The organism is Tissierella simiarum, assembly GCF_018917865.1.
Classification (GTDB): Bacteria; Bacillota; Clostridia; order Tissierellales; family Tissierellaceae; genus Tissierella_C; species Tissierella_C simiarum.
In genome coordinates this window covers 123,945-149,394 of record NZ_JAHLPM010000006.1, presented here as the reverse complement: position 1 = coordinate 149,394, position 25,450 = coordinate 123,945, and the positions used below count along the sequence as shown (strand labels likewise).

Genomic DNA, 25,450 nt, shown 5'->3' with positions numbered 1-25,450 from the left:
AAAAAATAAGTCCTTATTTTTGTATTCATATAATAAAGATGTTTTTTCCTTCTATATGTCAACCTTAGTTTATAAATAATTTATCCATTTCTAATTAAATTTAACTTCTTGTTAACTTTCTTCCGTAAAACATTAAATAAGAATTTTTTTATTTTATTGCTGGTATTATTATACTGACTAAAAAAATCATCTGGACTATTAAAGATTCCTAGATCATCTGTAATAGAAAAGCTTTGAATATACGTATTTTGACCTTGCCAACAAGTATTTATCTTATTTTTATCCTCTACAGAAACACCATATCCTATATAGCCTTTATTAAAATTACAAAGTCTATCTTTTACCTGATTAAGGTACTTATCATCAATAATTACACCTTCTAAAGTTATCCATCGATTATTAAAATACACTTCAGTCCAAGCATGAACAATTTTTTTAGGAGCAAATAAATATATAAATCCTGTTAAAGCACCTTTTTGCATTTTCTTATCGATAAAAAATCCATGAATCCTACAAGGAATACCTACTGCCCTTAGTAATGCCATTAACAAAATGCTTTTTGTATTACATTGTCCATATCCATCTCTTAAAACTTCAGAAGCAGTTATATCATCTTTTTCATTATATCCAAATTTAATCTCATTTCGCACAAAATCATAAACTGCTCCAATCTTTTCTTTTTCCTCTAGCTGATTCCATCCCCTACTAATGATTAAATCTTGAATAGATGGTGCAGTAAAATCTAATAATTTGGTTTCTTTTAAATATGCCTTCATACAATCACCTCTTTTTACCCTATTATAAGGTGAAAAAAGTAGTTATACTTTCAGATATCTGCTATTTTTTGTAATGATCCTCGGAGGCATTCCCAGTTTATCTCGAACAGTTTGAGTAAAATGAGAAGAACTGCTGAATCCAGCTTCTATAGAGGCATTTGTAATATTTGATCCATTAAATATTAAATAAAAAGCTTTTTCCAATTTTTCATGTAGTATATAGCTGGTTAAAGATATTCCAATTTCCTCTTTAAATAAATGGGATAGTCTACTTTCTGATAAAAAGACTATATTACTTAATTCTTTAACAGACAGCATATCCAAAGGATGGTCTTCAATATAATTTAAGACCTCTTGTATTCGATTATCTATTGTATGTTCTACATTATAATTTGATATTCCTAAAGTTTCTTTTAACTTTTTTATAAATTTATTATATTCTAAGGAATTAGTTATTTCTGCTATTAATTGAATATTTAATTCCATGATACTATTTATCTTTTCTTCTTTTATCATATAAACTTTATTTTCTTTCAACAAATTCTTTTTTATTGTTTCTCCAAAAATGGATTCAGGGTTAATTAATAAATATAGCTGCCATTCATTATAACCATGTAGCTTATGATCTGTATTTGAATCTAAAATAATTCCTTTTGTATAAATGGAATCCTTTTCTATAGTAATATGAAAGTTTTTTTCAACTCCAATGGTAATTTGAATATAGTTGTGTCTATGATAATGGGTATCTACTTTATCTGTAAGAAATGTAATATGATCTTTAGCATCAAATATAATTAACTTATTTTTATACAGTTGGTTTAAATCAGTATTAAACATTAAAGCCTATACCCCCTTCTATTTCTATAATATAATCTACTTTAAATACAGTAGTTTAATTATATCATAATACAACCTTTATAATGATTTTTAAAAAAGCAAGCGTGTACCAAAAGCTAAAATAACAGGATAATATCCTGTTATTTTAATCTTATCATTTATAAAATGGTAATTAAAACTTATCTTTATACTTCTCTTCCCATTCTCTTATAAGATATTCTCTAAAATCTGGATGAGCTATATTTATTAAGGCTCTTCCCCTTTCTCTTAAAGTTTTTCCTTTAAGATTGGCAATACCATATTCAGTAACTATATATTGCACATCATTTCTTGATGTTGTAACTGCTGCACCTTCATCAATAATAGATACTATTCTAGACACTGTACCCTTAGCCGCAGTGGAAGGCATTGCAATTATAGATTTACCATTATCAGACATATTTACACCTCTGACAAAATCTACTTGACCTCCTACACCACTAAATTGTTTCTTACCTACAGTGTCTGAAACTACTTGCCCCATTAAATCTACTTGTATACAAGAATTAATGGAAACCATCTTATAATTCTTCATAATTACAATTGGATCATTAACATAATCTACAGGATGCATTTCTATATTAGGGTTGTTATTTACAAAATCATAAAGACGCTTTGTCCCCATAATAAATGTTACTACCATTTTATCCTTATGCAAAGTCTTCATCTTATTCGTAATAACCCCTGCCTCATAAAGTTCAACTACTCCATCAGAAATCATCTCTGAATGAATTCCCAAATCCTTCTTATCTTTTAAAAATAATAGTACTGCATCAGGAATTGCTCCAATACCTAATTGAAGGGTAGAACCATCTTCAATCAAGGAAGCACAGTATTCTCCTATTGATCTTTCTACATCCGTAATTTTAGGAGGTTTTAGCTCAGGTATATCTGCGGAAGCTTCAACTATATAGTCTATATCCGATAAATGTATAAAAGAATCTCCCATAGTTCTAGGCATATTAGGATTTATTTGTGCAATTACAGTTTTAGCACATTCTGCTGCTGGTTTTGTATAATCTACAGATGTACCAAAGCTGCAATATCCCTTTTCATCTGGATAACTTACTGTAACCAAAGCTACATCTACTGGTAAATAACCTTCCCTAAAAAGTTTGGGTACTTCATAGAAGAAACATGGCGTATAATCCCCTCTTCCTTCATTAATTGCTTCTCTTGTAGTTCCTCCTACAAAAATTGCATTATGGCGAAAGTGTTTTGTCATCTCCGGCTTCGTATATTCACCTTTCCCCATAGGAACCATATGAACAATTTCAACATTCTCATATTGCTCTTTATTAGCTACCATAGCATCTATAAGTAAAGTAGGTTCTCCTACCGCATGGCCTATTACAACTCTATTTCCTGGTTTAATATGTTTAACAGCTTCTTCTTTAGATACAATCTTATGTTTATATTCATCTTTCCAATCCATTTATTCAACCCCTTTCCAATACTTTTTACAATATCCTGGGACATATAATAAATCTGTTAACTTTAGATTTATTAATATAATCTTTCATATATCTCTCTTATTTCTTCTCTTGAAAGAGGTACATAATTATTAACTAAAAGTCTTTGTTGAGTTGCTATTACACTGTCTGTAAATAAATCTATTTCAGCTTCTTTCATACCATAATCTTTTAAATTTCTTTTAGCTAATAATTGACTTAGAACATTCTCTAAAGAATCGTATACTTTGTCAACAGAAACAGAAAGTATATCTGCTAACATCTCATTCACTTCTTTTATCTTTCCATTAGGATCAAGTCTATTATATGTTTTAAAAACTTCAACAAAGAATTGATAATTTGCTTCTCCGTGAGGAACATGATATGTACCCCCTAGAGGATAAGAAAGGGCGTGCACAGCACCTACACCAGTATTTGCAAATGCTACACCTGCATAATTGCTAGCAATTAAAAAATCATCTATTATCTCAAATCTATAGTCGCTTCCTTTTTCTAATATTTCAAGATATCCTTTAAGTATTATTTCTATAGCTTTTATACTGAAAAGTTCCGTATAACAATTTGACTTAGGAGAAACTAAAGATTCAGTAGCATGTACAAGGGCATCTATTGAACTTGTTACAAAAAATTTATAAGGTAAACTTTTAACCATTTCTGGTATCATAACTGCATAATCAGCATATAATTCATCTATTGCCAATCCCATCTTTGTACCTTTTGCTTTTATTTCGGCTATAGATATATTGGTTACTTCACTACCAGTTCCGCAAGTAGTAGGTACTATTATGAGCTCTTTTTCCTTTATTAGAGGAATTTTCTTTTCAAATAAATCTAAGGTATTTGTCGCATCCTTTATTACAAAGAGTTTTGCTATATCTATTACAGAACCCCCACCTATAGCAATTACTCTGTTATATTCTATACCTTTTATGTCTTCAAAAATCTTATCAATCATTTCATCTGAAGGTTCTCCCAAGCCATACTTTTCTTGATATATAACATGAGCTGGAAGGTTTAAAGAACCCATAAATGGTTTATAGATAAACTCATTAGTCAATATTAAGTCCTTGTCATTTATAGAAAAGAATTGATTAAATTCAGCACAAGTATCAAATCTATATATTTGAGGCTTTACAATTAATTGTCTCATTCATACCACTCCTTTATTAGAATTTAATTATTCCCAAATTTCTTCATCTGTAGGTACTTTTACATTTGTTCTTACAAGACCTATTCTTGAAACGTTTATTAAATGTTTATAGTCAAGGTTTTCTGAAATACTATTATTTCCCCATGTACCACAGCCTAAAGTAGTTGTAGGTGTAAAACCATTTAATAGAGATCCTCCTGCTGTCGTTGCTGATGGAGCATTTACGACTACCCTTGAAACCGTAATATTTTCACCAGCATACTTTATATGTTCCATATTATTTGAATGAACTACTGCTGTATGACCTTTTCCCTCTAGATTAAGGTTTGTTTGAGCAATATTAACTGCTTCTTCAAAAGTATTATATTTTAATACAATTATTGCAGGACACATCTTTTCTTTACATAAATAATCTAAATTGCCTACACCCTTTGGTTTAAACAATAATACTTTTGTTTCCTTAGGAACTTCTACTCCAGCCAAGTTAGCAATGAATTGTACTGATTGTCCAACGATTTCTCCATTTATCTGACCTTCTGGAAACATTACTTTTCTAAATTTATCAACTGTTTCTTCATCTTCTATATAATATGCACCGTTAACTTCCATAGCTTTTATCACTTCATTATATTTGTCTTCAGGTACTATTATAGATTGTTCTCCTGAACATATTATTCCGTTATCAAAAATTCTTCCCGCTATTATTTTTTGTGTAGTATCTACGAAATCTACATCTCTATCAATTATAACTTGAACGTTTCCAGCTCCTACTCCAAAAGACGGCTTTCCACTAGAGTAGGCTGATTTTACCATTGCCATACCTCCTGTTGCTAGTACCACATCACAGGTTTTCATTAATTCCGTTGTAAGCTCTATAGTTGGTTCTTCAATTATTTGAATAAGGTTATCAGGTCCATTCAGTTTTTTAATTTCTTCATTCATCAAATCTACTGTATGTTTACTACATTTCTTAGCCCTTGGATGGGGAGCTACGATTATTGCATTTCCTCCCTTTAATGCAAACATAGCATTACACATAGGAGTTACCACAGGATTGGTTGTAGGTGTAACAGCACATACTACTCCTATAGGTTTAGCTATACATATAAGACCTTTGTCTTTGTCTTCCTCAATTATTCCAACAGATTTTTTATTCTTTAAATGATTCCATATATTTTTTGCCTTTCCTTTGTTCTTTGCTACTTTATCTTCATATACTCCCATTCTTGTTTCTTCTACTGCTTCTTTTGCCAGCATATCCGCATTGTCATATACTACCTTGCCTATGGCTTTTACTATTGCATCAATTTGTTCCTGAGAAAAAGTTTCAAATACTCTTTGTGCTTTTCTAGCTTTATCTACCATTTCTTCAATAAACCTTTTATTATCCACATTCAAACCTTCTTTCCCCTTATATTTCACTACTTATATTTTAATAAATGCAAGAAACATACCAATGACAAGGTAGCAATGAATGTAAACATTCATTCTTTGTTAAAATAATAACTTTATTTCCAATCTTTATTGATGTTTATTTATATAATTGCATTTTTGCAACATAAATTATGTTTTAAAATGCAAATTTAAAGCTTAAATTTAGTCTATCTAAGGGATTGGGTATTTTTTAACAATCTGTTGCATAAATACAACTTGTTGTATTTATGCAGCAGAAGTTTTCTTCTCCTATATATGCTTTTTTCTCTTTCTAACAAAGGTTGAAGGATCTATTTCAAGAGCCTTGGCAGCATCTCTTACATTCCCATATTTATCAAAAGCCATTTTTAGCATGTATTTCTCTACTTTATCTAAAGCTTTTTTCAAAGGAATTACTTCATTCTCGATGTTTATGTTTTGCTCCTCATTCCAAATTAAAATCTCTTTTGGAAGATCTTCTTTAGTTATGACATCACCACTAGTCATTACCATTATTCTTTCAACTATATTCTTTAACTCTCTTACGTTTCCTTTCCATTCATAATTATAAAGACAATCCAACGCCTCACTGCTTAAAGATTTATTAAATTTATACTTATCGTTCAATTTTCTTAGAAAGTAATTTATAAGGGGTATTATATCGTCTTTTCTATCCCTTAATGGTGGTATGGTTATAGGTACAATATTAAGCCGATAATACAAGTCCTCTCTAAAAGTCTTTTGTTCAACCATTTCTTCGAGATTTCTATTTGTCGCAGCCAGTATTCTTACATCTACTTTAATAGATTTTACTCCACCGACTCTTTTAAATTCATTGTCTTGAAGTACTCTAAGAAGCTTTACTTGCATGTCAAGAGGCAGTTCACCTATTTCATCTAAAAAAAGAGTACCCTCATCGGCTACTTCAAATAGACCTATTTTACCATCCTTACTAGCACCAGTGAAAGCTCCTTTTTCATAACCAAAAAGTTCTGCTTCTATAAGAGGTTTTGGTATGGCACCACAGTTTATTTTTATAAATTGTTTATTATTTCTATTGCTGCTTCTATATATACACTTTGCAATTTCATCTTTTCCTACACCCGTCTCTCCAACAAGTAAAACAGTAGTATCTAAAGGTGCGACCCGTTTTGCCATTTGCACCACACTTAACATTTTTTTATCCTTAGCTATGATATTCGTGTTTTTTAAAAGCTCTATTCTCATCTTTTCTAACTCTATACAGTATTTTTTCGTTAAATGTTCATTTTCATTAAGTCTTTTCTTTAACTCATATAGTTCTGTAATGTCTCTTACGTTGGTTACTACCATAGTAATATTCCCATCTTCATCAAAAACGGGTGTAGCCGTTACTAATGCCTTTTTTCCTGTTTTAAAATTTTGCTCTATAGTGTTAACTTTTTTATTATTCAAAACTAGTAATGTAGCAGATTGAGATATATAACCTTCTCTTACCAAGTCATTCATATTTCTTCCTAACAATTCTTCCTTATTTATTCCAGTTATTCTTTCATAAGCTTTGTTGACTATTAGTGTGTTTGCCTCTCCATCAGTAATATATATGCCGTCAAAGGAAGAATCAATTATATCGTTAATCTTATCATATATGTTTTTATTAGGAACCAAGGAAATATCCCCCCTTATAGTGTAAGTCCACTTTCACACTCCATTACATAATAATATGTTAAAATTATAACATACATGAGAAACTTTTAAAATTGATTTCAAATCTTAAGTACTTTTGAAATGTTCTTTTATAAAACTAACTATCCGTGTATTTTATCTATTTTATATTCTACAAAAAAGACGAATTCCCTTTCTATATTTTTAAGGGAATTCATCTTTTTATATATTATTTATTTTGTTCTTCTTTGATTCCAGCTATTTCTTTTGCCAGTTCTTTTTTAGCTGATATATTACCTTGTCTTGATATCATTATTCGTTGGGCTTGTGGTGATCCTGCACCATGCATTGATTCTGTACGATATCCTACTGCTGCAGTTCCTAGGGTAATATTTTCAATTAATCTTAGTACCCTCATTCTATTTTCTGTAGAAACTCCGTCTACACCCTTTAAGTATTTTTCTATATATGGACCAATCTTTGGATCTTTAAGATCTTTTTCTGATGGCATTGTAACCATTAAACCACCTGCTAAGTCTTCAGCAAGTCTTGCTATTTCATAAGGATATCTTGTTACATTTTGCTTACATACGTTTGCTAACAATAAGTCTATTTGATAGTTTCCTGAAGCAGTAGGACATCCTTCTGATGAACAAGCCATTCCACAGCAATATAATGTTTCATTAAGATGTGTCATTTCAATAAGTTTATCTTTAACATGAGAGGCCTTTCCTGCACCATTATAATCTGCAGCAAGAGCAGCTGCACCTATAAGAACGTCACCAACACCTACTTTACATCCACCATAACTTTGTCTATGATATCCAGCAAATCTTTCTACTAACATTCCTGCGAAATCAGTTTCTCCATTTAAAAATATTCTGTCATTAGGAACAAATACATCATCAAATATTACTAATGTTTCATGTCCTCCAAAGTTCTTATTTCCTAAATCAATGTCTGCTCCTTCTTCTAATTTCCTAGTATCACAAGATTGTCTTCCGTATATCATAAATATCCCATCTGTATCTGTTGGTACTGCAAAAGAAACAGCCCAATCTTTATCTTCAGGTCTCATGGATATTGTAGGCATAACTATAACTTCATGAGAATTTACCATACCTGTTTGATGTGCTTTTGCTCCTCTTACTACGATTCCATCAGGTCTTCTTTCTACTACTCTAAGATATAAATCTGGATCTGCTTGTTGACTTGGAGATAATCCTCTATCTCCTTTAGGATCTGTCATTGCTCCATCAACTACTAGATCCTCCTTTTGTATATAATCCCAATATTTTTTGAAATTTTCATGATAATTGGTTCCATAGGCTTTGTCTATTTCATAAGTAGTACTATATACAGCATTCGCCGCATCTAATCCTACACATCTTTGGAAACATGCTGCTGTTTTTTGTCCCATTAACCTTTGCATTTTAACCTTTTTTCTTAAGTCATCAGTGCTTTGATGAATATGAGTAAATCTATTTATTTGTTCTCCGTTTAAGTTTGATGTAGAAGTCATTAATTCTTCATGCTCAGGTTGTTTAGCCAATTCATAAGTCATTGCTACAGAATTTAGAGAAGGTCTTATCATAGGGTGATCTACAGGATTTTCAATTAATTCGCCAAACATATACACCTTTAAATTAAGCTTTCTTAAGCTTTCAATGTATTGCTCCTTTGTCTTTAATGCCATTTCCATCTCTCCCTTTCTATAATTAATTTTATTTTTTGATTAATAAATACTTCTGCTTATTTATTAAGCAATAACCTTGCCAAGTTTTTAACATAAGCTTAGTATTTTATATTTTTTTATAAAATTTATAGGGAGAAAATATATAAGACGGTGATTTTATAATTCTTCGTGTATTTAGTATATAAATAAAAAAATACTGGATTTTTCCAGTATTTTTCATTTATAGTGAGAACGAGGTAATCTTTTATTGCTCCAATATAAACTAGATATATTCTATTTTCTTTAATATTTCAAGTTTTAGGTACCAGCTTTTAAGCTAAATCATAATACAGCTTCTTCTCTAAAACTTAAACTTTGATCCTTCATTAAAAATAATTTGGCTATTAAAAACACTAATAATTCCCCACTAAAATTGCTAAGCCATATACCACTATCTCCTAAGAGCTTAGGTAATATTAATAAGGAAACTTGTATAGTGATAAATCCTCTTAACAAACATATTAAATTTGAAGCTTTACTCATTTTTATAGATTGAAGATAGGATGAATTTATTATATTTATAGCTGCAAAAAATGATCCTAAGTTAAAAAGATTAAATGCATTATATGTTATTGATATTAACTCTTTGTCAGAAGTAAAAAGTGATATTATTCCCTTTCCAAAAAAGAAACAAATACCAAAGTTAACAACTGCAGAGATAAGTCCACTCTTTAGGGACAATAAATAATAGTATTTAATCTTTTCTTCCTCTTTAGCACCATAATAAAAGCTTAATAAAGGCTGTACCCCTTGAGCAATACCTCCAAGAACCATGTTCAAGACGGTAATAGCATAACTAATTATACTATATACTGCTACTCCACTTTCTCCAATCTCTTTTAAAATTACCATATTAAAAGCCATTGTTACAACGGCTATAGCAGATTGCGTTAAGAAAGATGGAAATCCTATTTCAGTTATATCTTTAAGTGCCTTAAAAGATATTTTGCACTTTTTAAATCTAAGAATCCCCTTTCCTCTTAAAAAGTAAATAATGGGAATTATAGCACTTATAAGTTGGCCTAATCCTGTTGCTATTGCAGCTCCTGCAACTCCCCATTGAAATATAAATATAAATACATAATCTAAAAATATATTGGTTAATGCTCCAGCAATCATTGCATACATGGCAAGTTTTGGAGCTCCATCATTTCTTAAAAAATAATTTAATCCATTACTAAGAACTAAAGGTACAGAAAATAAAAAATAAAATCTTATATAATCATGTACATCCCCTATTAATGAATCTGGAGAGCCTAAAGCATAAGCTAAAGGTTTTGATAAAAATGTTCCTACTAAAAATAATACTATAGCAGATATGATTAAAAGTAGAAATGATTGATTAAACTTATTGACAGCCTCCTCAGTTTCGCCAGACCCTAAACTCATAGAAACTAAAGTAGAACCTCCGACAGATATTATAAGAGTCAATGCTGTTGCTATTAATGTTGGTGGAAATGCTATATTAATTGCCGCTAATGCATTACTTCCAACACCTTGACCTACAAACATTCCATCTACAATAACATAAAATGATGTAACTAACATTCCAATTATAGCGGGAATTACGTAATTAAAGAACTTCTTCATTAAAATCCTCTCCTCCTTATAAAGAAGAATTATACACTCTACAACGACTATAGAGTCAAGAGGAAATTAAAATTTTATATATACAATTTATAACATTAATTTTGTCTCTAATTTTGTCTCTAGTTAATTATTCTTATTAACCTTTATAAAAATCTCCATAAAGCTTTTTTCCCTATCATTGTATAATTCTGAACCTATACAACTCTCATATAAAGGACTTTCAATACTTAAGTTTTCAGTCTCAATAAAATCTAAAAGATGATTTATATATTTTTTATTATTGATATAGTAATCAAGATAAATAATGGAAGCATATAAACCTTCTTCTATTTCAGAAACTTTAATTCTATCATCATCTATCTTATCTTCTATTACAATAAAGTAGCTATTATATTTCACTATCTCTTTTTCTTCAAATTCTTCATAATTTATTTCATATGCTAATTCAAGGGTTAGAGGATCATTTAATTTAGGGAATTCATTTAAAGCTTTTCTAAAGCTTACTTCAGCATCTTCTAAAGACTCATCTTCTAGTTTTACCTTTATAATTCTCTTTTTAGCCTTTTTATTTAAAAATACTGTTCCTAAAGGTTTAGAAATCATTGATTTTATATATTTATTTTTATTTTTAATTGATTTTTTTTGTTTTTGTAACATTTTAATCTGATTATCAATTTCGTCTTCCTGAGCTTCCAATAGTTCAACTACATCATTTATAGTAACCTTATTTGATATGAGTTCCTTTATTTCTAAAAGAGATAATCCTAACTTCTTATAAAACCTTATAAGGTCTAATTTATAAAATTGTTCTAAAGAATAATATCTATATCCGCTATCCTTAACTAAACTAGGCTTTAAAAGCCCTAATTTATCATAGTGTCTTAGAGTTTGAACCGATAGATTATATAAGCTTGCAACCTCGCCAATAGAAAAATATTTGCTCATTATGATCAACTCTGTAAAACTTATAGAAAATATATTTATATATCCTTTATAAATTTTACTCATACATCTAACATAAGTTAATGTACATAATAGCATTCTTACAATGCTATACCGTAAGTTGGCGGTACTTTCTTCACCTCACTCTCTATACTTTAATCATCTCCATCTGGGAAATAAGCTTCCCTTACATTGTATCTCTGTTTATTTAGTATTTTACACAATAAACTATTTATGTCTGAATCGTCTTCTACTAATATCTTTATGTTATGATTCATACTCTAAATCTCACTTTATTCCTATATTTTTTGATTTTATATAAATTAGTATAAAGTACCTTGTCTTTAAAGACAAGGTACTTCATATTTTCAATGCATTACATTTATTATAAGTATTTCTCTGCATCTTTTTAATTATTATTAAACTTGCTTATTATTAGTGTCACAACATCCTTTTCTTTTAAGTTCAACTTTGCCTTAATTTTTTCTCCATTTACTTTAATAGCTCCTATCTCGATTAATCTTACAATATCTGATCTGCTAATATCTTTAATCTTAGATGATAAAAATTTATCTGTTCTTATCTTTTGTTGCAGTACATTAAGGAAGATATTTATCTCACTAATGCTCTCTTCTTTAAATTTTATTACTCTAATCTCCTCATAATTACTTTCCTCTATATTAAATTTCTCTTGAACATTCTCTAATCCTGATACTGTTTTAAAAGTATCTATTTTTTTATTCCATGTATGACCTTTTGGACATTTATATATTGCAAAACGAAATATATTTTTACCATTAGCATTTTGCCTTCTTTTTAAAGAATCCTTAAACTCTACTTTTTTTCCACAATTGTGGCAATATCTTTTTTCTATGTCTATTTCACCATTATATATATCCCAAATTAAATTTATTTTTTTCTCCATATTCCTTACCTCCTAGAATTTTAACTTTACGGTAAGGAATATAGAAATAATTTTTTTGTTTTCTTAGTTTTGGTAATGTATTAATCATAAACTTATACTCCTTCCGTTTATCGATTTGTATCCATTACCTTAATAACAGGGGTCATCTGCTTACCTCCCATCCTTATATTTTTGTTTGATATGCCCTCTATGGACTGCCTAGATATAACTTTATTAAAAATTTATACTTTCTATTTCATATAATAAAAAAGACTATAAGAAGATACATACTTCTTATAGTCTAAAATGCATAAATATAATTATTATAATTTTAAAAAATCAAGATTAGACACAAGGAAAATCAATACTCTAAAGAATCAAAGTATTATATTGAATCTATGAAAATTCTTATTTAATTACAATAATTAGTTTTAATGAAGTAAGTTAATCTCTAAATTGCAATTCCATAAAAGAGCACAACAAGTATACCTAACCTAAGTTAAGTAAAATTAAACTCCTTTGGAATAAATATTAATTTATTAATAAAATTAATATTAGCAATTAGATGGTGTCATAACTTACTTCCCTCCTTCTTAACTTTAAATTAATGATATTATATATTATAAAGTGCTTAGTGTAAACATATTCTAATAACTATTTTTTAATAATTGGTATCCAAACTTCACATTATCTAATAATGGACATTGAATATATATTTTTGATTAATATGTTTTATTAAACCTGAGAAGAATCCATATCAATTTAATTTATAAGCTTGTCTTGAATTTTTCCAAATAAAATGATATAAATTTAATTAAAATTCAAATAACTTAACATAGCACAAAAAGAGTTCCGCTACATTAAACTGTTAAGTTAATTAGGGTAATTATTTTATTTCTTAACAATTTCTATAATAAACTATGATATGGACATAAAAGGAGGAAAAAATTATGTCATCTAATTTAAGTAAAAGTGCTGGAAAGGTTCAAACAGCACTTAAAGAATTGGGATTTGAACTTAATATAATTGAACTATCTGATTCTGCTCGTACTGCACAAGAAGCAGCGGATGCTATAGGATGTAGTGTAAGTCAAATAGCTAAATCCTTAATCTTTAAAGGGAAAATTTCTCAAAAACCTATATTAATTGTAGCAAGCGGTACAAACAGAGTAAATGAAAAAGCAGTTAAAGAACATATAGGAGAAAAGCTTGAAAAAGCAGATGCAGATTTTGTACTTGAACATACAGGCTTTGCCATAGGAGGCATTCCTCCTATTGGACATAAAACTGCTATTACTACTTTAATTGATGAAGACTTAATGCAATATGAAGAAATATGGGCCGCTGCTGGAACACCCCATGCTATTTTTAAATTGACTCCAAAGATTTTAACAGAGATAACTCAAGGAGATATTATCTGCGTTAAATAATTCAAAGCCACAAAATACCCTTATATATTTTGTGGCTTTGATTCTATAAATTACTCTACTACCATATTTACCTATTTGGATTCCATCCCAAGAGAATACATCAATGTCTTATTTACATGAAGTTCTACTGTATTCAAGACCTCTAATTCAAGGTCATCTTCATTAATAATTAATGGTAATTCTGTACAACCTAATATTACACCGTCTACATCATACTTCTTAATAATATTAATAAGTTTTTCTTTACTACTATTATGAAATATTCCTATGGTTAATTCATCAAAAATAATATCATTGATTAATATCCTTTCATCTCTAGATGGAACGATAACATCTATTCCTAACTGTTTTAGATAGTTTTCATAAAAACCACTTTCCATTGTATACTTTATACCTAATAGCAGAACCCTTTTTAATCCTTTTTCTTTTGCTCTTTCCCCGACAGCCTCTACAATACTAAGCATAGGCAATTCAGTAAGGATTTTTACTTCATCATATACTGAATGCGGTGAGTTTGCAGACATAATAATAAAATCTACTCCGCTTCTTTCTAGAGAATGTATCCCTTCCATTATATACTCAATATAGCCTTCTTTGTCTCCATTATCCTCAAAATCAGTAAACTTCTGAAAATCTAAACTATATATAATTATTTCTGGATAATAATAATCTCCTTTAAGTTCATAATATTTCTTTAATATAAGCTCATAATATTTAATGGTTGATTCATGACTGATACCGCCTAATATTCCGATTTTTTTTGGTGATTTAGCTTCATTCGGTTTAATTCTAAAGGAATGATCATCTATTGCCTTTGAAACAGCCAATACTCCGTCTAAATGATCATATTCATGTTGAATCAATTCAGCAAGATCACCTTTTGCTTCCATTACAAAATCCTTCCAATCCAAGTCCTTATAATGTATTTTACATTTATTATATCTTTTTACCTTTACGAATAAATTAGGAAAACACATACAATCGTCCCATACCTCTATTATTTCATCATCTAAAAACTCCAATTTTGGATTAATAAAGGTAGTTTGGCGACCATTGAAGTCCATGTGAATAATACGTTTAAAATACTCAATTTGAGGAGCCGCTATTGCTCTTCCATATCCATATTTTTCTCTAAAATCCATTAAAGTATCATTTAAATCTTCAACGATATGTTTAACATCTTTAAGTTCTTCATACTTCACTTCTTCAGATACTTTATATAAATCTTCATCACCCAATAATAATATTCTTTTTACTGCCATACTATCTCTCCTTCATTTATAAGATTAATTATATAATCTTAATATGCAACTATTATGCCAACATATAAAATCAATATAAATGCTCATTTTATGCTATCTTAGAGAAAATCTAGCAGTATTTCAATTTTTAAGATTTTATCATTTTGAGAATTATTATTTATTAAAACACTATATAGAAATGATTTTACCTGTAATCATTAATTTATCATTTTTGAGAAACTTATCATTTGTGAGAACTCTTTCATTTTAGATATTATATTTTTTAATCTTTCTATATAAAGTAGCTATACTAATACCTAATTTTTCTGCCGCTTTCTTCTTGCCTTCTAGGCTTGAACCATAAGTATTTAAATATTCTTCAATCAATTGTCTTTCTACATCATCTAAAGTAATCTTTATTTCTATATTGGGTTTCCTGCTAGCCAATATTTTACTAGGTAGATGTTCAATAGAAATGATTTCATCGTTTTTTAGCATATTCACACTGTATTCTGCAGTATTTTCTAATTCACGTATATTACCTGACCAATCATAAGCATATAAATATGTCCAAATATCCTTATCAATTGCCCTAACTTCCTTATTAAAAATGTTACCATATTTTTTTAAGAAATGAGAGAATAAGATTTTAATATCTTCTTTTCTCTCCCTTAATGGTCTAATATTTATTGGAATAACATTTAATCGGTAATAAAGATCCTCTCTAAATGTATTTTCTTTAATCATTTCTTCCAAATTTTTATTTGTAGCCGCTACAATTCTAATATTAAGCAATTTTTCTTCCAGATCTCCAAGCTTTACTATACTTTTGTCTTCCAGTACCCTAAGAACTTTAGCTTGCATATATAAAGGCATATCACCAATTTCATCTAGAAATAATGTCCCCTCATCTGCCAACTCTATTTTTCCAATTTTACCTTTTGGATTGGCTCCTGTAAATGCTCCTTTACTATAACCAAAGAGTTCACTTTCTAATAGTGAATCGGGTATAGCCGCACAATTAACTGCGACAAAAGGTTTGTCTGCACGATTGCTTTCATTATGAAGAGCTCTAGCCACTAATTCTTTTCCTGTTCCGCTCTCACCCGTTATTAATATAGTGGATTCTGACGAAGCAACAGTGCTAATTTTTCTCTTTAATTCTTTTACGACTTTTGAGTTGCCAATAATCTTATCTAATCCAATATCATGTTTAGAACCTGATAGCTCTAAAAATTGTTCCTTCAAAGTTTCTCTAGACGTAAAAACAATAACTTCATTAATCTCTTGATTACCATAGTTAACATCATATCTTTCTCCAACTACAGTAAATGTATTGCCATTATATTTGATTTTGTATTCTTGTAGTTTCAATACCATATTTCCTGTTGACTCAATATTTATATTTCTATTTAAATTAGTATCGATTTTTAAGATATTTTTAGCATAGTTATTAAAATTCACAATGTTACAATCACTATCTATTATTACAACACCTTCATTGATTTTATTTAAAACATTATCTAATAGATCTAAGACTTTTAACTTTTTTCTTTTCTCTATCTCTTCAATTACCCTTGATTCCAATAGCTTTGCCATTTGTTCAATAAATACTATATAGGTATTTTCATTGTTTACTATATATTCCTTTTGTTCTTTATTGGTACATACACATTCTATAGTACCAATAATTCTTTCACCAAATTTTATAGGGATCGAAATTTCCATTGTTTCCATACAATTATCCTTTTTATTACAGTTATTGCAGATTAAATTTTCTTTGGGATTATGAATTATTGCATTTTTTCCAGTTTCAAAAACCCTCTTAGTAATATAGGCATGGTCTCTTATACTTTCATCTATTTTATCTTGCCAATATCCCGTTCCTGCAACACGTTTATACTGGGAATCTATAATTTGTACATCTACCTTTAACACTTGAGATATTACTTGGACGAAATGATTCAATTCATCTTGAAGAAGCGAGAATAGCTGTTCCATTGGCATTACCTCCCAATTCTTCCATTGTATTTATTTTTATTTTCTAGTTTATATTTGTATTTACACGATCATTAATTTTTCTAAAATAAAAAATAGATCTATATTTAATAGTATTTTTATTGGTCATAGTCTGAATTATAATTTTATTCTAAATTTCTATGTATTATATGAATAAGTAAAAGATTATAACTTTTTGCTATATCCCTATACATTATTTATCAATTTGGATCTTTATACTATACTAATATACTAACACTAGTTTATATAAAATCCCATAGTTGGCTTTACTTAATTATAGCTGTTTCTAAGGATACTATAAAGAGTCCTGATTTATTATTATAGGATTTTCCGTAACAGGTATAGGAGAGACTTTTTTAGAAGCAAAATACTACTTAGACCTAAATCTAAGTAGTATTGTTTAATTGTTTAAATTTGCTGATTCTACTAGCTAATTATATCCTTACTTTCAATATCTTTTATAGATAGATAAGCAATAGATACTCCTATAGCAGCAAGAGTTATTGGTATTGCAACAATAGAATTTAAAGAAAAACCATAATTATTTCCATTAATAATAAGTGCTATTAATATAGAGGATACTATTGTAGTTGAAGCTGATTTTTTTCTCATACCAAAGTATAAAGGTATTAAACTTATACATGAAGAAGATAAAGCATTCATAACTATCTTTATAGAATTTTCCTTAATAATAGTCATACTTAAATTACCTGGGATAAAGTTATTAATAATATTTAATGTTAATAAGGCACTATTTACAAATATATTAGATATAATAATAAATACAAATGTAAATATTACAACAATTAGTAACTTTGATATGATTAATTTTTTTCTACTTATAGGATAAGTAAATAGTATAGAAATTGTATTATTTTTATATTCATTAATTATTAATCCAGACATAAGCACGGCTGCAAATATTGTAAAAGTTACCCTTACAAGAACATCAACTGCTAAAAAAGCTTCATCGTAATCAGCAAATATACTAGCCCCCTCCATTTTATCTATAAAAACAAATACAATCATAAAAAACAATATGCCTAAATTACAGAAAGCGGCACTCTTTATATATCGTCTTATTTTAGATTTTTTCATTTCTAACCTTATTAGCTTAAGCATCTATAACACCTCCATTTAGTAAATTCATGAAATAATCTTCAAGAGAACTACTCTTCCTACTTATAGACTCGATCAGAACATCGTTTAATATTAATGTTTTAGATATATGAGATTGGGAAATATTATCTTCATATATCCTTATAATATTATTCTCTATAACTCTAAAGTTTGAAATGTTAAGATGATCCTCCAAAACATAGACTGCTTTTTTACAATTCATTGTCACTACTTCTATATAATCTGTATTCTTTCCTCTTATAGTATCCATAGGAACTTCATCTAGTAATCTTCCATTATTTATAACTCCTATTGTATCTGCAATTTGTTCAATTTCTCCTAAAATATGAGTAGAAATTAACACTGTCATCCCATATTCTTTACTCAACATTTTAAATAGGCTCCTAAACTCTTTAATCCCTATTGGATCTAGTCCATTAATAGGCTCATCGAGCATTAAAAACTCTGGTTTTGTTGTTATCGCCCTTGCTATACCGAGTCTTTGTTTCATTCCTAAAGAAAACTCTTTAACTGGCTTGTTATCAATACCTTTTAAATCAACAAGCTTTAATGCATTGTCTATAGCCTTTTTATCATAGTATCCCATATATTCACAATGAAGTTCTAAGTTTTCTCTAGCAGTAAGTTTATCATAAAATACTGGATATTCAATAATTGTTCCCATTCTCTTTAGTACTTCATAAGACCTATCCGTTAGTTTTTCACCCAAAATTTCAATTTCACCACTAGTAGGCTTAAGAAGATTTGTTATCATTCTCATTACCGTTGTTTTACCCGCTCCATTAGGTCCTAAGAATCCATAAATTTCTCCTTTTTTTACACTCATATTTATATTTAATATGACTTCTTTACCATTAAATGCTTTCGTTAAATTATATGTCTTTAATATATGTGTCATTTTTCCCCTCCTCATAATTGTAAGCTATATTTTAATTATAAATATTAAAAGTATCTTTTTTATTTCTCAAATCTTACAAAATTATTAAGTTTTTTTCTTATAAAAAAACAAGATACTTTCTTTATGTCAGCATCTTGCTCTCCTTTCTATTAAGTATAGATTTTCATTTAATTTTACTTCATTTTATTAATAAGTAATTCTCTTCAATTTAAAAGAAAACACTGTTTTTTCATAGGGTTTGCTATAAAGAAAAATTTCTCCACCTAATCTTTCAACAAGTCTTTTAGTTATGGTAAGACCAAGACCACTGCCTTGGTAAGATTTATTTCTTGAATCCTCAAGAGTGTACATTCTTTCAAAGACCCTATCCTTATCTAATTCATTGAATCCCTTGCCTTTATCCCAAATGTCTATATAAGCAAATTCTTCATCTTCTCTCAAGGTTAAACCTATAATATTTCCTCCATTTCCATAGTTGATAGCATTTGAAATCAAATTGTTCAATATCCTATTAATGGATTCTTCATTTCCTAAGACATAAATACTCCTTTGAGGAATATCAATATTAACCTCAAGCCCTTTAGAAGTTAATATATCGTAAAAAGCTAAAATGTTTTTTCTGCAAACTTCATTTATATTAATTCTTGTTGTTTGAATATCTTGGTCTCCCGACTCCAGCTTCGCCAAGTCAAAAAATTTATTAATAAGTTCTAATACTTCTATCGTTTTATTTTGTACCTTTAAAAGTAACTTATCCCTTTCATCACTGTCCATATTACTATGAAGTCTTATAGTTTCAATATATCCTAATATAACTGTAAGGGGAGTCTTTAAATCATGAGAGATATTCGAAAGCATCTTTTTCATTGATGTTTCTGTTCTTATGTGCTCTGACAATATTTTTTGATTATAATCTAGCAAATTATTTATCTCTATTAAAAAAGATATAAGTTCTTTATCTTCAGTAAAAAGCAAAAGTCTTTTAGAAGTATCATTTTTTATAATTTTATTTAGCTTTTCATAGGTGTATTTTAAGTCTCTACTTCTACGTTTTTGAGATTTATATTGAAAATAAATGATTATTATTAAAGCAATGATTATCATCAGCAAAAAATTAATCATATTAAATATCTCCTAATCTATATCCTATGCCCCATAGAGTCTTAATATATTTAGGCTGAGATGGAATATCTTCTATCTTTTCTCTTAACCTACTTATATGGACATTAATTACATTCTCATCGCCAAAATAATCATCTTTCCAAACGAAATTATAAATTTGTGCTTTAGTAAAGACCTTATTAGGATTTGTAACAAATAGCTTTAATATATCAAATTCTTTTGCTGTAAGCTGTATGCTTTTACCATTTTTAATTACTGAAAAATTATTTGAATTAATAATAAGATCATGAATTTTTATAACATTTGTTTCTTCTTTTTTATTATCATTAGAGTAAGTAGTAGCACGTCTTATAGCTGCCTTAATCCTAGCCAAAATTTCAATCATTGAAAATGGCTTAGAAATATAGTCATCAGCCCCCAAACCTAGTCCTATAACTTTATCAACATCGCTATCTTTAGCAGATATAATCAAGATCGGTATTAAACTTTTTTCCCTAACTATTCTCATAACTTCCATTCCATCAAGTTTTGGCATCATTATATCAAGTATTATCAAGTCAAAAGAATCCTTTAAAAATTTACATATTCCTTCTTCGCCGTTAAAAGCAGGTACTACAATAAATCCTTCTCTAGTTAGATAATCTGTGATCATTTCGCTAATACTTATATCATCTTCAATAAGCAGAATTCTACTTTTCATTAAAAATACACCTCATTTTATAAATAGCTAAAATAATAGAATATTAAAATTCCAATTTTTTATATAATATTCAGTACTTTACAATCCCTATTTCAGGATAATGCTTTGATATATTATCTAGAAAAACAGACTTTATCACCCCTGACATACCTGTTGAAAAATGAAAGATTAACTTCATTAATTATACCATTAGTATAACTTACATCTTCCCCTTCACTTTGAACAGAAGGAAAAATAAACTGATATCGGATAGCTCGTGTGATCCGTGCGGGGAATCCGTCAGATAATAACTATTACCATTTCATAGCAAGATGGCTTCTTCGTTCTAACTCATTCTATATACCCTAAGCAAATGGTTTCTAAACTAAAATGACTTAATGCAAGGCATTAAGTCATTTTAGTTTTATAATATCCTATCTAGTTTTTTAAACTATTTAATAGATTCTGCAATCTTTATTAATTCATTTTTGGTAATTTCTCTGCCATTTAACATGTAAATCACACCATTAGCTTCCCAGTCAATATTTCTCTCATCATACATTATAGCATCTACGCCATTAATTTTTATTTCTTCAACCTTATCTGCTCCCGTTTCATATGCAGTTTCTTCATCAGCAAATCTTTGTTGCATATAAATATATTTCCCTGTTTTTTCATTAGTAAAGTATAAAACAATATATTTAGTATTCTCTACAATACCATTTTCATCTTTAAAAAATTCTGCTCTATCAAATTCATAGCCTTCTGGTAAATAGCTAGGAAGTATAACATTAAAACAAGTATAATCATTTAGTTCACTAATATTTTCAACTACTAAAGTATATTCTTCTTTTTCTTTTTCCCATTGAGCTACAGTTGTTATTTCACCAGTTAAAAAATCTAAATCAGCAATTTTTTCACCGTCAGCTGTATATATATTCCCAGCATTATCTTTCGAAAATACTTCTATTGGATTTCCATCTTTATCGAAAACTTTCCCTTTAAGCTTACTTGGAACAGGATATGATTCTATTTCTGAAGACTCTTCTTCATAGATTGTTATATGCCCAAGAGATATAGTCCTTACTATTTTGTTTATTACATCCTGTGCAAAGGATGCTTGCATTAAAGAAAAACCTAATATACATACCAATGCAAAGGATGCTACTTTAGTAATAGGATGTTTAGTTCCCTTTGATTTTTTCATTATATCCTCTCCTTTATATTTACTAATATTTTTTAAAGTTTTATTAAATACTTCTTCTTTATTGCTACTTTCACTAAAATCTTTATCAGATAAAGCCTTACCTAGTTCTAAAAGTTCATTGCATTCTTCTGATTCTAATTTGTTTGAGCTTTTTATTCCCTTTAAATAAGCGTCCATCTCTATAGCAAATCTATCTTCAATACCTTTTCTGCCCATATTTATTCCTCTCTTTCTAATTCTTTTTTCAGTTTTTTCATTGTTCGATAGAGGATTACCCCAATATTACTTTCAGTAAGATCTAATATTTCTGCTATTTCTCTATTTCTTAAATCTGCACCAAATTTAAGTGCTATTATATTTCTCTCTCTTGTATCTAGAATTTTTAATGCCCTTAGGAGTTCATCATTAGTTTCCGATGTTTCTACTATGTCTTCTGGAGTTTTTTTCTTTGACACTAATTCCTTAATTGCATCCAGAGAAAAAATCTGTGTTTTTTTTAGACTTCTGAAATAGTCGTTTACTACATTTTTCGCTATGGCAAACAACCACACTTCAAAGGGTGATTTGCTTTCAGAATACGTATTTATTTTAAGCATGGATTTTTCAAAAACTTGACTAGTCAAATCTCCTGCTGTATAGTGGCAGTTGACTCGATAATATATATAGTTATAGACCCTTTTATAGTAAGTTTCAAAAATATAAGTAAAATCTACTTCTTTACATAAATCTTCTCTAGTTTCCTTTTCATTTAAAGTATCAACCAAAGTAAGTTGCTGCACCTTTTTAAAACCTCCTTCTCCTAACATCTTTACTTAGCTAAGTATACTCAGAGACATCTATACCTCCTTTCTCATATGTTAATACGAAAATGTTTTGATTTCATTACATAATATTTTAAAAATTTCTCAAAAACTATTTAACAAGGAAAAATTAAGATAATCTTTCCAAAATATATTTCACATAAATTGAGCTGAGCTTAAAAAATGCATATTTAGAAAAGCCATATCTTATTGTAGAATAAATACAATAAGATATGGCTTATTAGAATGTACCTTAACTAAAGCATACGATATAATATCATCAACGTCAAAAATAGGTAATCTCCTTGATAAGATTTATATAGAAGATTTCTATTATTTTAAAAATTAAGCTGACACCTTATAAAAAAAATATCAGCTCATATAGCTTTATGAGAAATTATGATAAGTGATTGTACTCTATATTTAATAAAAATAAATCCCTGCCTCCTAAAATAGAGTAGGAGGCAAGGATTTATTTTTATTACTTATATTCATTCTGTTTATCTGTTGCTTCGTCTTTAATTTCTTTTCTCATGGAATTAAGTGATTCTTCTCTTCTCTCATTTTTTTCTTCTAATGCTTTCTTCATTTTTTCATCGTCTGTTTCTGAAATCATCTCTTCAGCAAGTCTATAATTCTTAATGGTTTGATCAATATTATATTGGATTTTATCTACATTATCTCTTCTGTCATCTGGTTTTGGTTTGTTTTTCATAGTTTCACATCCCCTTATTTTAATATAATCTATATTTGTCAATAAATGAGAAATGTGTAGTTCCTTATAAATACATATCTTCTATTTTATTATGTCTATAAATTGACTTATTATTCTTTTCCTTTTCTTTACTCATTTTTACTGCAAATATATTTAAAAAGTGACTATGTTAAAATTATCTTAATACAGCCACTTTTTTCATAAATCATAATAAATTTTTTAGACACAAAATAACATCTACCTAAATGATAGATGTTAAAAAGCTTTTTTAATATCTTAATAATATATTATTAAAATATATCCTAACTATTTGACCAATTTATTATCTCATAACTAAATTTGTTCATTAAATATTAAAATTACTTACAGATATATTAAGGGTATTAACAACATCATTTAAACTTTCTGAATGAGATGAAATTTCTTCTATTGCTGCTAAATTTTCTTCATTATTAGCTGAAACTTGTTCTGTAGCTGCCGCTGTTTCTTGGGAAATAGCTGAAACACCTTCTATAGCTTCTATTACAATATTTTTCATATTAACCATTTCTTCATTATGATCTTTCACTTCTACAACCTTTTCAATTAAAGTATCAATAGAATAGGTAATATCATCAAATACTTTTTCTGTTTCATGAACAGCCTTATCTTGCTCCTGTACCGTATATATTACTTGCTCCATTGCATTAACAGCTATATTAGACTCTTGTTGAATATTTAATATCAATCCTTCAATCTCATTAACAGCTTCAGAAGACTGCTCTGCTAATTTTCTTACTTCTTCAGCAACTACAGCAAATCCTCTTCCTGCTTCTCCAGCTCTTGCTGATTCAATAGCTGCATTTAAAGCTAGTAGATTAATTTGACTTGCTATACCTTTAATTACTTCCGTAATTGTACCTATATGCTTAATACTATTATCTACATTTTGAACTGTCTGATTTACTTCTGCCGTTACTTCTTTGTTTTCTTCTGATTTATTTGTCAATAAATCTACTATCCCATGTCCAGTTTTACTGTATTCACTAGCTTTTTGAGCAAATTCATTCATTATCGCCGTTTTCTCGGTAATACTTTCCATCATGCTAGCTAACTCTCCCATAGCAGAAACGCATATTTCTGCATTACCTGCTTGCTCTGTGGCATTACTTGCTATTTCTTCCATAGTTTTTGCTATTTCATGAGTAGCTATATTGGTTTGTTCTGAAATGCTACTTAATCCACTAGACATTTTCACTAACATATCTAATGGATCTTGAATCTCCTTAAAGGGTTCTTTCATATTCTCTACCATTTGATTAAAATCTTCCATAAATTTCCCAATTTCATCAGTAGTTTTTACTTCTACCTTTACGTTTAAATTTCCTTTAGATAACTCTGCCATACAAGACCTAAGTTCATTTAAAGGATTCAAGAATATTTTCTTTATACAAATTACCAAAAATATCATACTTATTACTATTTCTATAATCACCGATAATATTCCTTCTAAAAAACTGGGAGTATTCAACATCTTTCCTATAGTGTTGTGTAGAAATAAGGCAATTATTCCTGCCAGTACGGAGGCTCCGAAAAATGCTATAATAAATTTTCCTAAAATACTCAAATTGGACTTGTTGCCTTTTTTCGTTAAGTTTTTAAACTTACTTAATTCTCCTTTCATAGTTCTTCTCTCCTTCTTTTAAATTTACCATATT

At 28.7% G+C, this 25,450-nt stretch carries 22 protein-coding genes; 1 reads left to right on the top strand and 21 read right to left on the bottom strand.

Annotated elements, in window-relative coordinates:
- Positions 1–80 precede the first annotated feature (80 nt).
- The 11 genes from KQI42_RS08775 to KQI42_RS08730 all read right to left on the bottom strand — a co-directional run bounded on the left by KQI42_RS08775 (position 81) and on the right by KQI42_RS08730 (position 12,523).
- On the bottom strand, positions 81–776 hold the full coding sequence (locus tag KQI42_RS08775) for a transglutaminase-like domain-containing protein (protein WP_216518905.1): 696 nt from the start codon (positions 774–776) through the stop codon (positions 81–83).
- A 42-nt stretch (positions 777–818) separates the two neighbouring features.
- On the bottom strand, positions 819–1,613 hold the full coding sequence (locus KQI42_RS08770; protein WP_216518903.1) for a helix-turn-helix domain-containing protein: 795 nt from the start codon (positions 1,611–1,613) through the stop codon (positions 819–821).
- Positions 1,614–1,785: 172 nt separating this feature from the next.
- Complete coding sequence (locus tag KQI42_RS08765; RefSeq protein WP_216518901.1) at positions 1,786–3,087, bottom strand: acetyl-CoA hydrolase/transferase family protein; 1,302 nt, start codon at positions 3,085–3,087, stop codon at positions 1,786–1,788.
- 71 nt (positions 3,088–3,158) lie between these two features.
- Positions 3,159–4,274, bottom strand: coding sequence for a 4-hydroxybutyrate dehydrogenase (locus tag KQI42_RS08760; RefSeq protein WP_216518899.1), 1,116 nt, complete (start codon positions 4,272–4,274; stop codon positions 3,159–3,161).
- Between the two features lie 27 nt (positions 4,275–4,301).
- Positions 4,302–5,666 (bottom strand): aldehyde dehydrogenase family protein, encoded by a 1,365-nt coding sequence (locus KQI42_RS08755; RefSeq protein WP_216518897.1) that lies wholly within the window; start codon positions 5,664–5,666, stop codon positions 4,302–4,304.
- Between the two features lie 291 nt (positions 5,667–5,957).
- A complete protein-coding gene (locus KQI42_RS08750) occupies positions 5,958–7,334 on the bottom strand; it encodes a sigma-54 interaction domain-containing protein (RefSeq protein ID WP_216518896.1) in 1,377 nt (458 codons plus the stop codon).
- Positions 7,335–7,560: 226 nt separating this feature from the next.
- Positions 7,561–9,027, bottom strand: coding sequence for a 4-hydroxyphenylacetate 3-hydroxylase family protein (locus tag KQI42_RS08745; RefSeq protein WP_216518894.1), 1,467 nt, complete (start codon positions 9,025–9,027; stop codon positions 7,561–7,563).
- Between the two features lie 321 nt (positions 9,028–9,348).
- The gene (locus KQI42_RS08740) at positions 9,349–10,656 is read right to left on the bottom strand and encodes an MATE family efflux transporter (RefSeq protein ID WP_216518892.1); all 1,308 of its coding nucleotides are present in this window, start codon (positions 10,654–10,656) and stop codon (positions 9,349–9,351) included.
- Between the two features lie 123 nt (positions 10,657–10,779).
- Positions 10,780–11,664, bottom strand: coding sequence for a MerR family transcriptional regulator (locus tag KQI42_RS08735; protein ID WP_216518890.1), 885 nt, complete (start codon positions 11,662–11,664; stop codon positions 10,780–10,782).
- An 89-nt stretch (positions 11,665–11,753) separates the two neighbouring features.
- Positions 11,754–11,876: a response regulator gene (locus tag KQI42_RS21325; RefSeq protein WP_281420380.1), complete on the bottom strand. Its 123-nt coding sequence runs from the start codon at positions 11,874–11,876 to the stop codon at positions 11,754–11,756.
- Positions 11,877–12,007: 131 nt separating this feature from the next.
- Positions 12,008–12,523 carry a S4 domain-containing protein gene (locus tag KQI42_RS08730; protein ID WP_216518887.1) on the bottom strand — a complete coding sequence of 172 codons (516 nt, stop codon included), beginning with the start codon at positions 12,521–12,523 and terminating at the stop codon, positions 12,008–12,010.
- A 929-nt stretch (positions 12,524–13,452) separates the two neighbouring features.
- Here KQI42_RS08730 and KQI42_RS08725 point away from each other — a divergent pair.
- Complete coding sequence (locus KQI42_RS08725) at positions 13,453–13,932, top strand: YbaK/EbsC family protein (protein WP_216518885.1); 480 nt, start codon at positions 13,453–13,455, stop codon at positions 13,930–13,932.
- 71 nt (positions 13,933–14,003) lie between these two features.
- Here the strand turns inward: KQI42_RS08725 and KQI42_RS08720 are convergent, their stop codons facing one another.
- From KQI42_RS08720 to KQI42_RS08675, 10 genes are all read right to left on the bottom strand, one after another.
- Positions 14,004–15,194, bottom strand: coding sequence for an amino acid racemase (locus KQI42_RS08720; RefSeq protein WP_216518883.1), 1,191 nt, complete (start codon positions 15,192–15,194; stop codon positions 14,004–14,006).
- Between the two features lie 246 nt (positions 15,195–15,440).
- Positions 15,441–17,174, bottom strand: a complete 1,734-nt coding sequence (locus KQI42_RS08715; protein WP_216518881.1) for a sigma-54 interaction domain-containing protein — start codon at positions 17,172–17,174, stop codon at positions 15,441–15,443.
- A 444-nt stretch (positions 17,175–17,618) separates the two neighbouring features.
- The gene (locus KQI42_RS08710) at positions 17,619–18,314 is read right to left on the bottom strand and encodes an ABC transporter permease (RefSeq protein ID WP_216518879.1); all 696 of its coding nucleotides are present in this window, start codon (positions 18,312–18,314) and stop codon (positions 17,619–17,621) included.
- A complete protein-coding gene (locus tag KQI42_RS08705) occupies positions 18,307–19,230 on the bottom strand; it encodes an ABC transporter ATP-binding protein (RefSeq protein ID WP_216518877.1) in 924 nt (307 codons plus the stop codon). The genes KQI42_RS08710 and KQI42_RS08705 overlap by 8 nt, the downstream gene beginning before the upstream one ends.
- A 186-nt stretch (positions 19,231–19,416) precedes the next feature.
- Positions 19,417–20,352 (bottom strand): sensor histidine kinase, encoded by a 936-nt coding sequence (locus KQI42_RS08700; protein WP_216518875.1) that lies wholly within the window; start codon positions 20,350–20,352, stop codon positions 19,417–19,419.
- A 1-nt stretch (position 20,353) separates the two neighbouring features.
- Positions 20,354–21,052 (bottom strand): response regulator transcription factor, encoded by a 699-nt coding sequence (locus KQI42_RS08695; protein WP_281420379.1) that lies wholly within the window; start codon positions 21,050–21,052, stop codon positions 20,354–20,356.
- A gap of 430 nt (positions 21,053–21,482) precedes the next feature.
- The gene (locus KQI42_RS08690) at positions 21,483–22,454 is read right to left on the bottom strand and encodes a DUF4367 domain-containing protein (protein WP_216518873.1); all 972 of its coding nucleotides are present in this window, start codon (positions 22,452–22,454) and stop codon (positions 21,483–21,485) included.
- 2 nt (positions 22,455–22,456) lie between these two features.
- Positions 22,457–23,017, bottom strand: a complete 561-nt coding sequence (locus KQI42_RS08685) for a sigma-70 family RNA polymerase sigma factor (RefSeq protein WP_216518872.1) — start codon at positions 23,015–23,017, stop codon at positions 22,457–22,459.
- A gap of 502 nt (positions 23,018–23,519) precedes the next feature.
- The gene (gene tlp, locus KQI42_RS08680; protein ID WP_216518869.1) at positions 23,520–23,753 is read right to left on the bottom strand and encodes a small acid-soluble spore protein Tlp; all 234 of its coding nucleotides are present in this window, start codon (positions 23,751–23,753) and stop codon (positions 23,520–23,522) included.
- 346 nt (positions 23,754–24,099) lie between these two features.
- Positions 24,100–25,416: a methyl-accepting chemotaxis protein gene (locus KQI42_RS08675; protein ID WP_216518867.1), complete on the bottom strand. Its 1,317-nt coding sequence runs from the start codon at positions 25,414–25,416 to the stop codon at positions 24,100–24,102.
- Positions 25,417–25,450 lie beyond the last annotated feature (34 nt).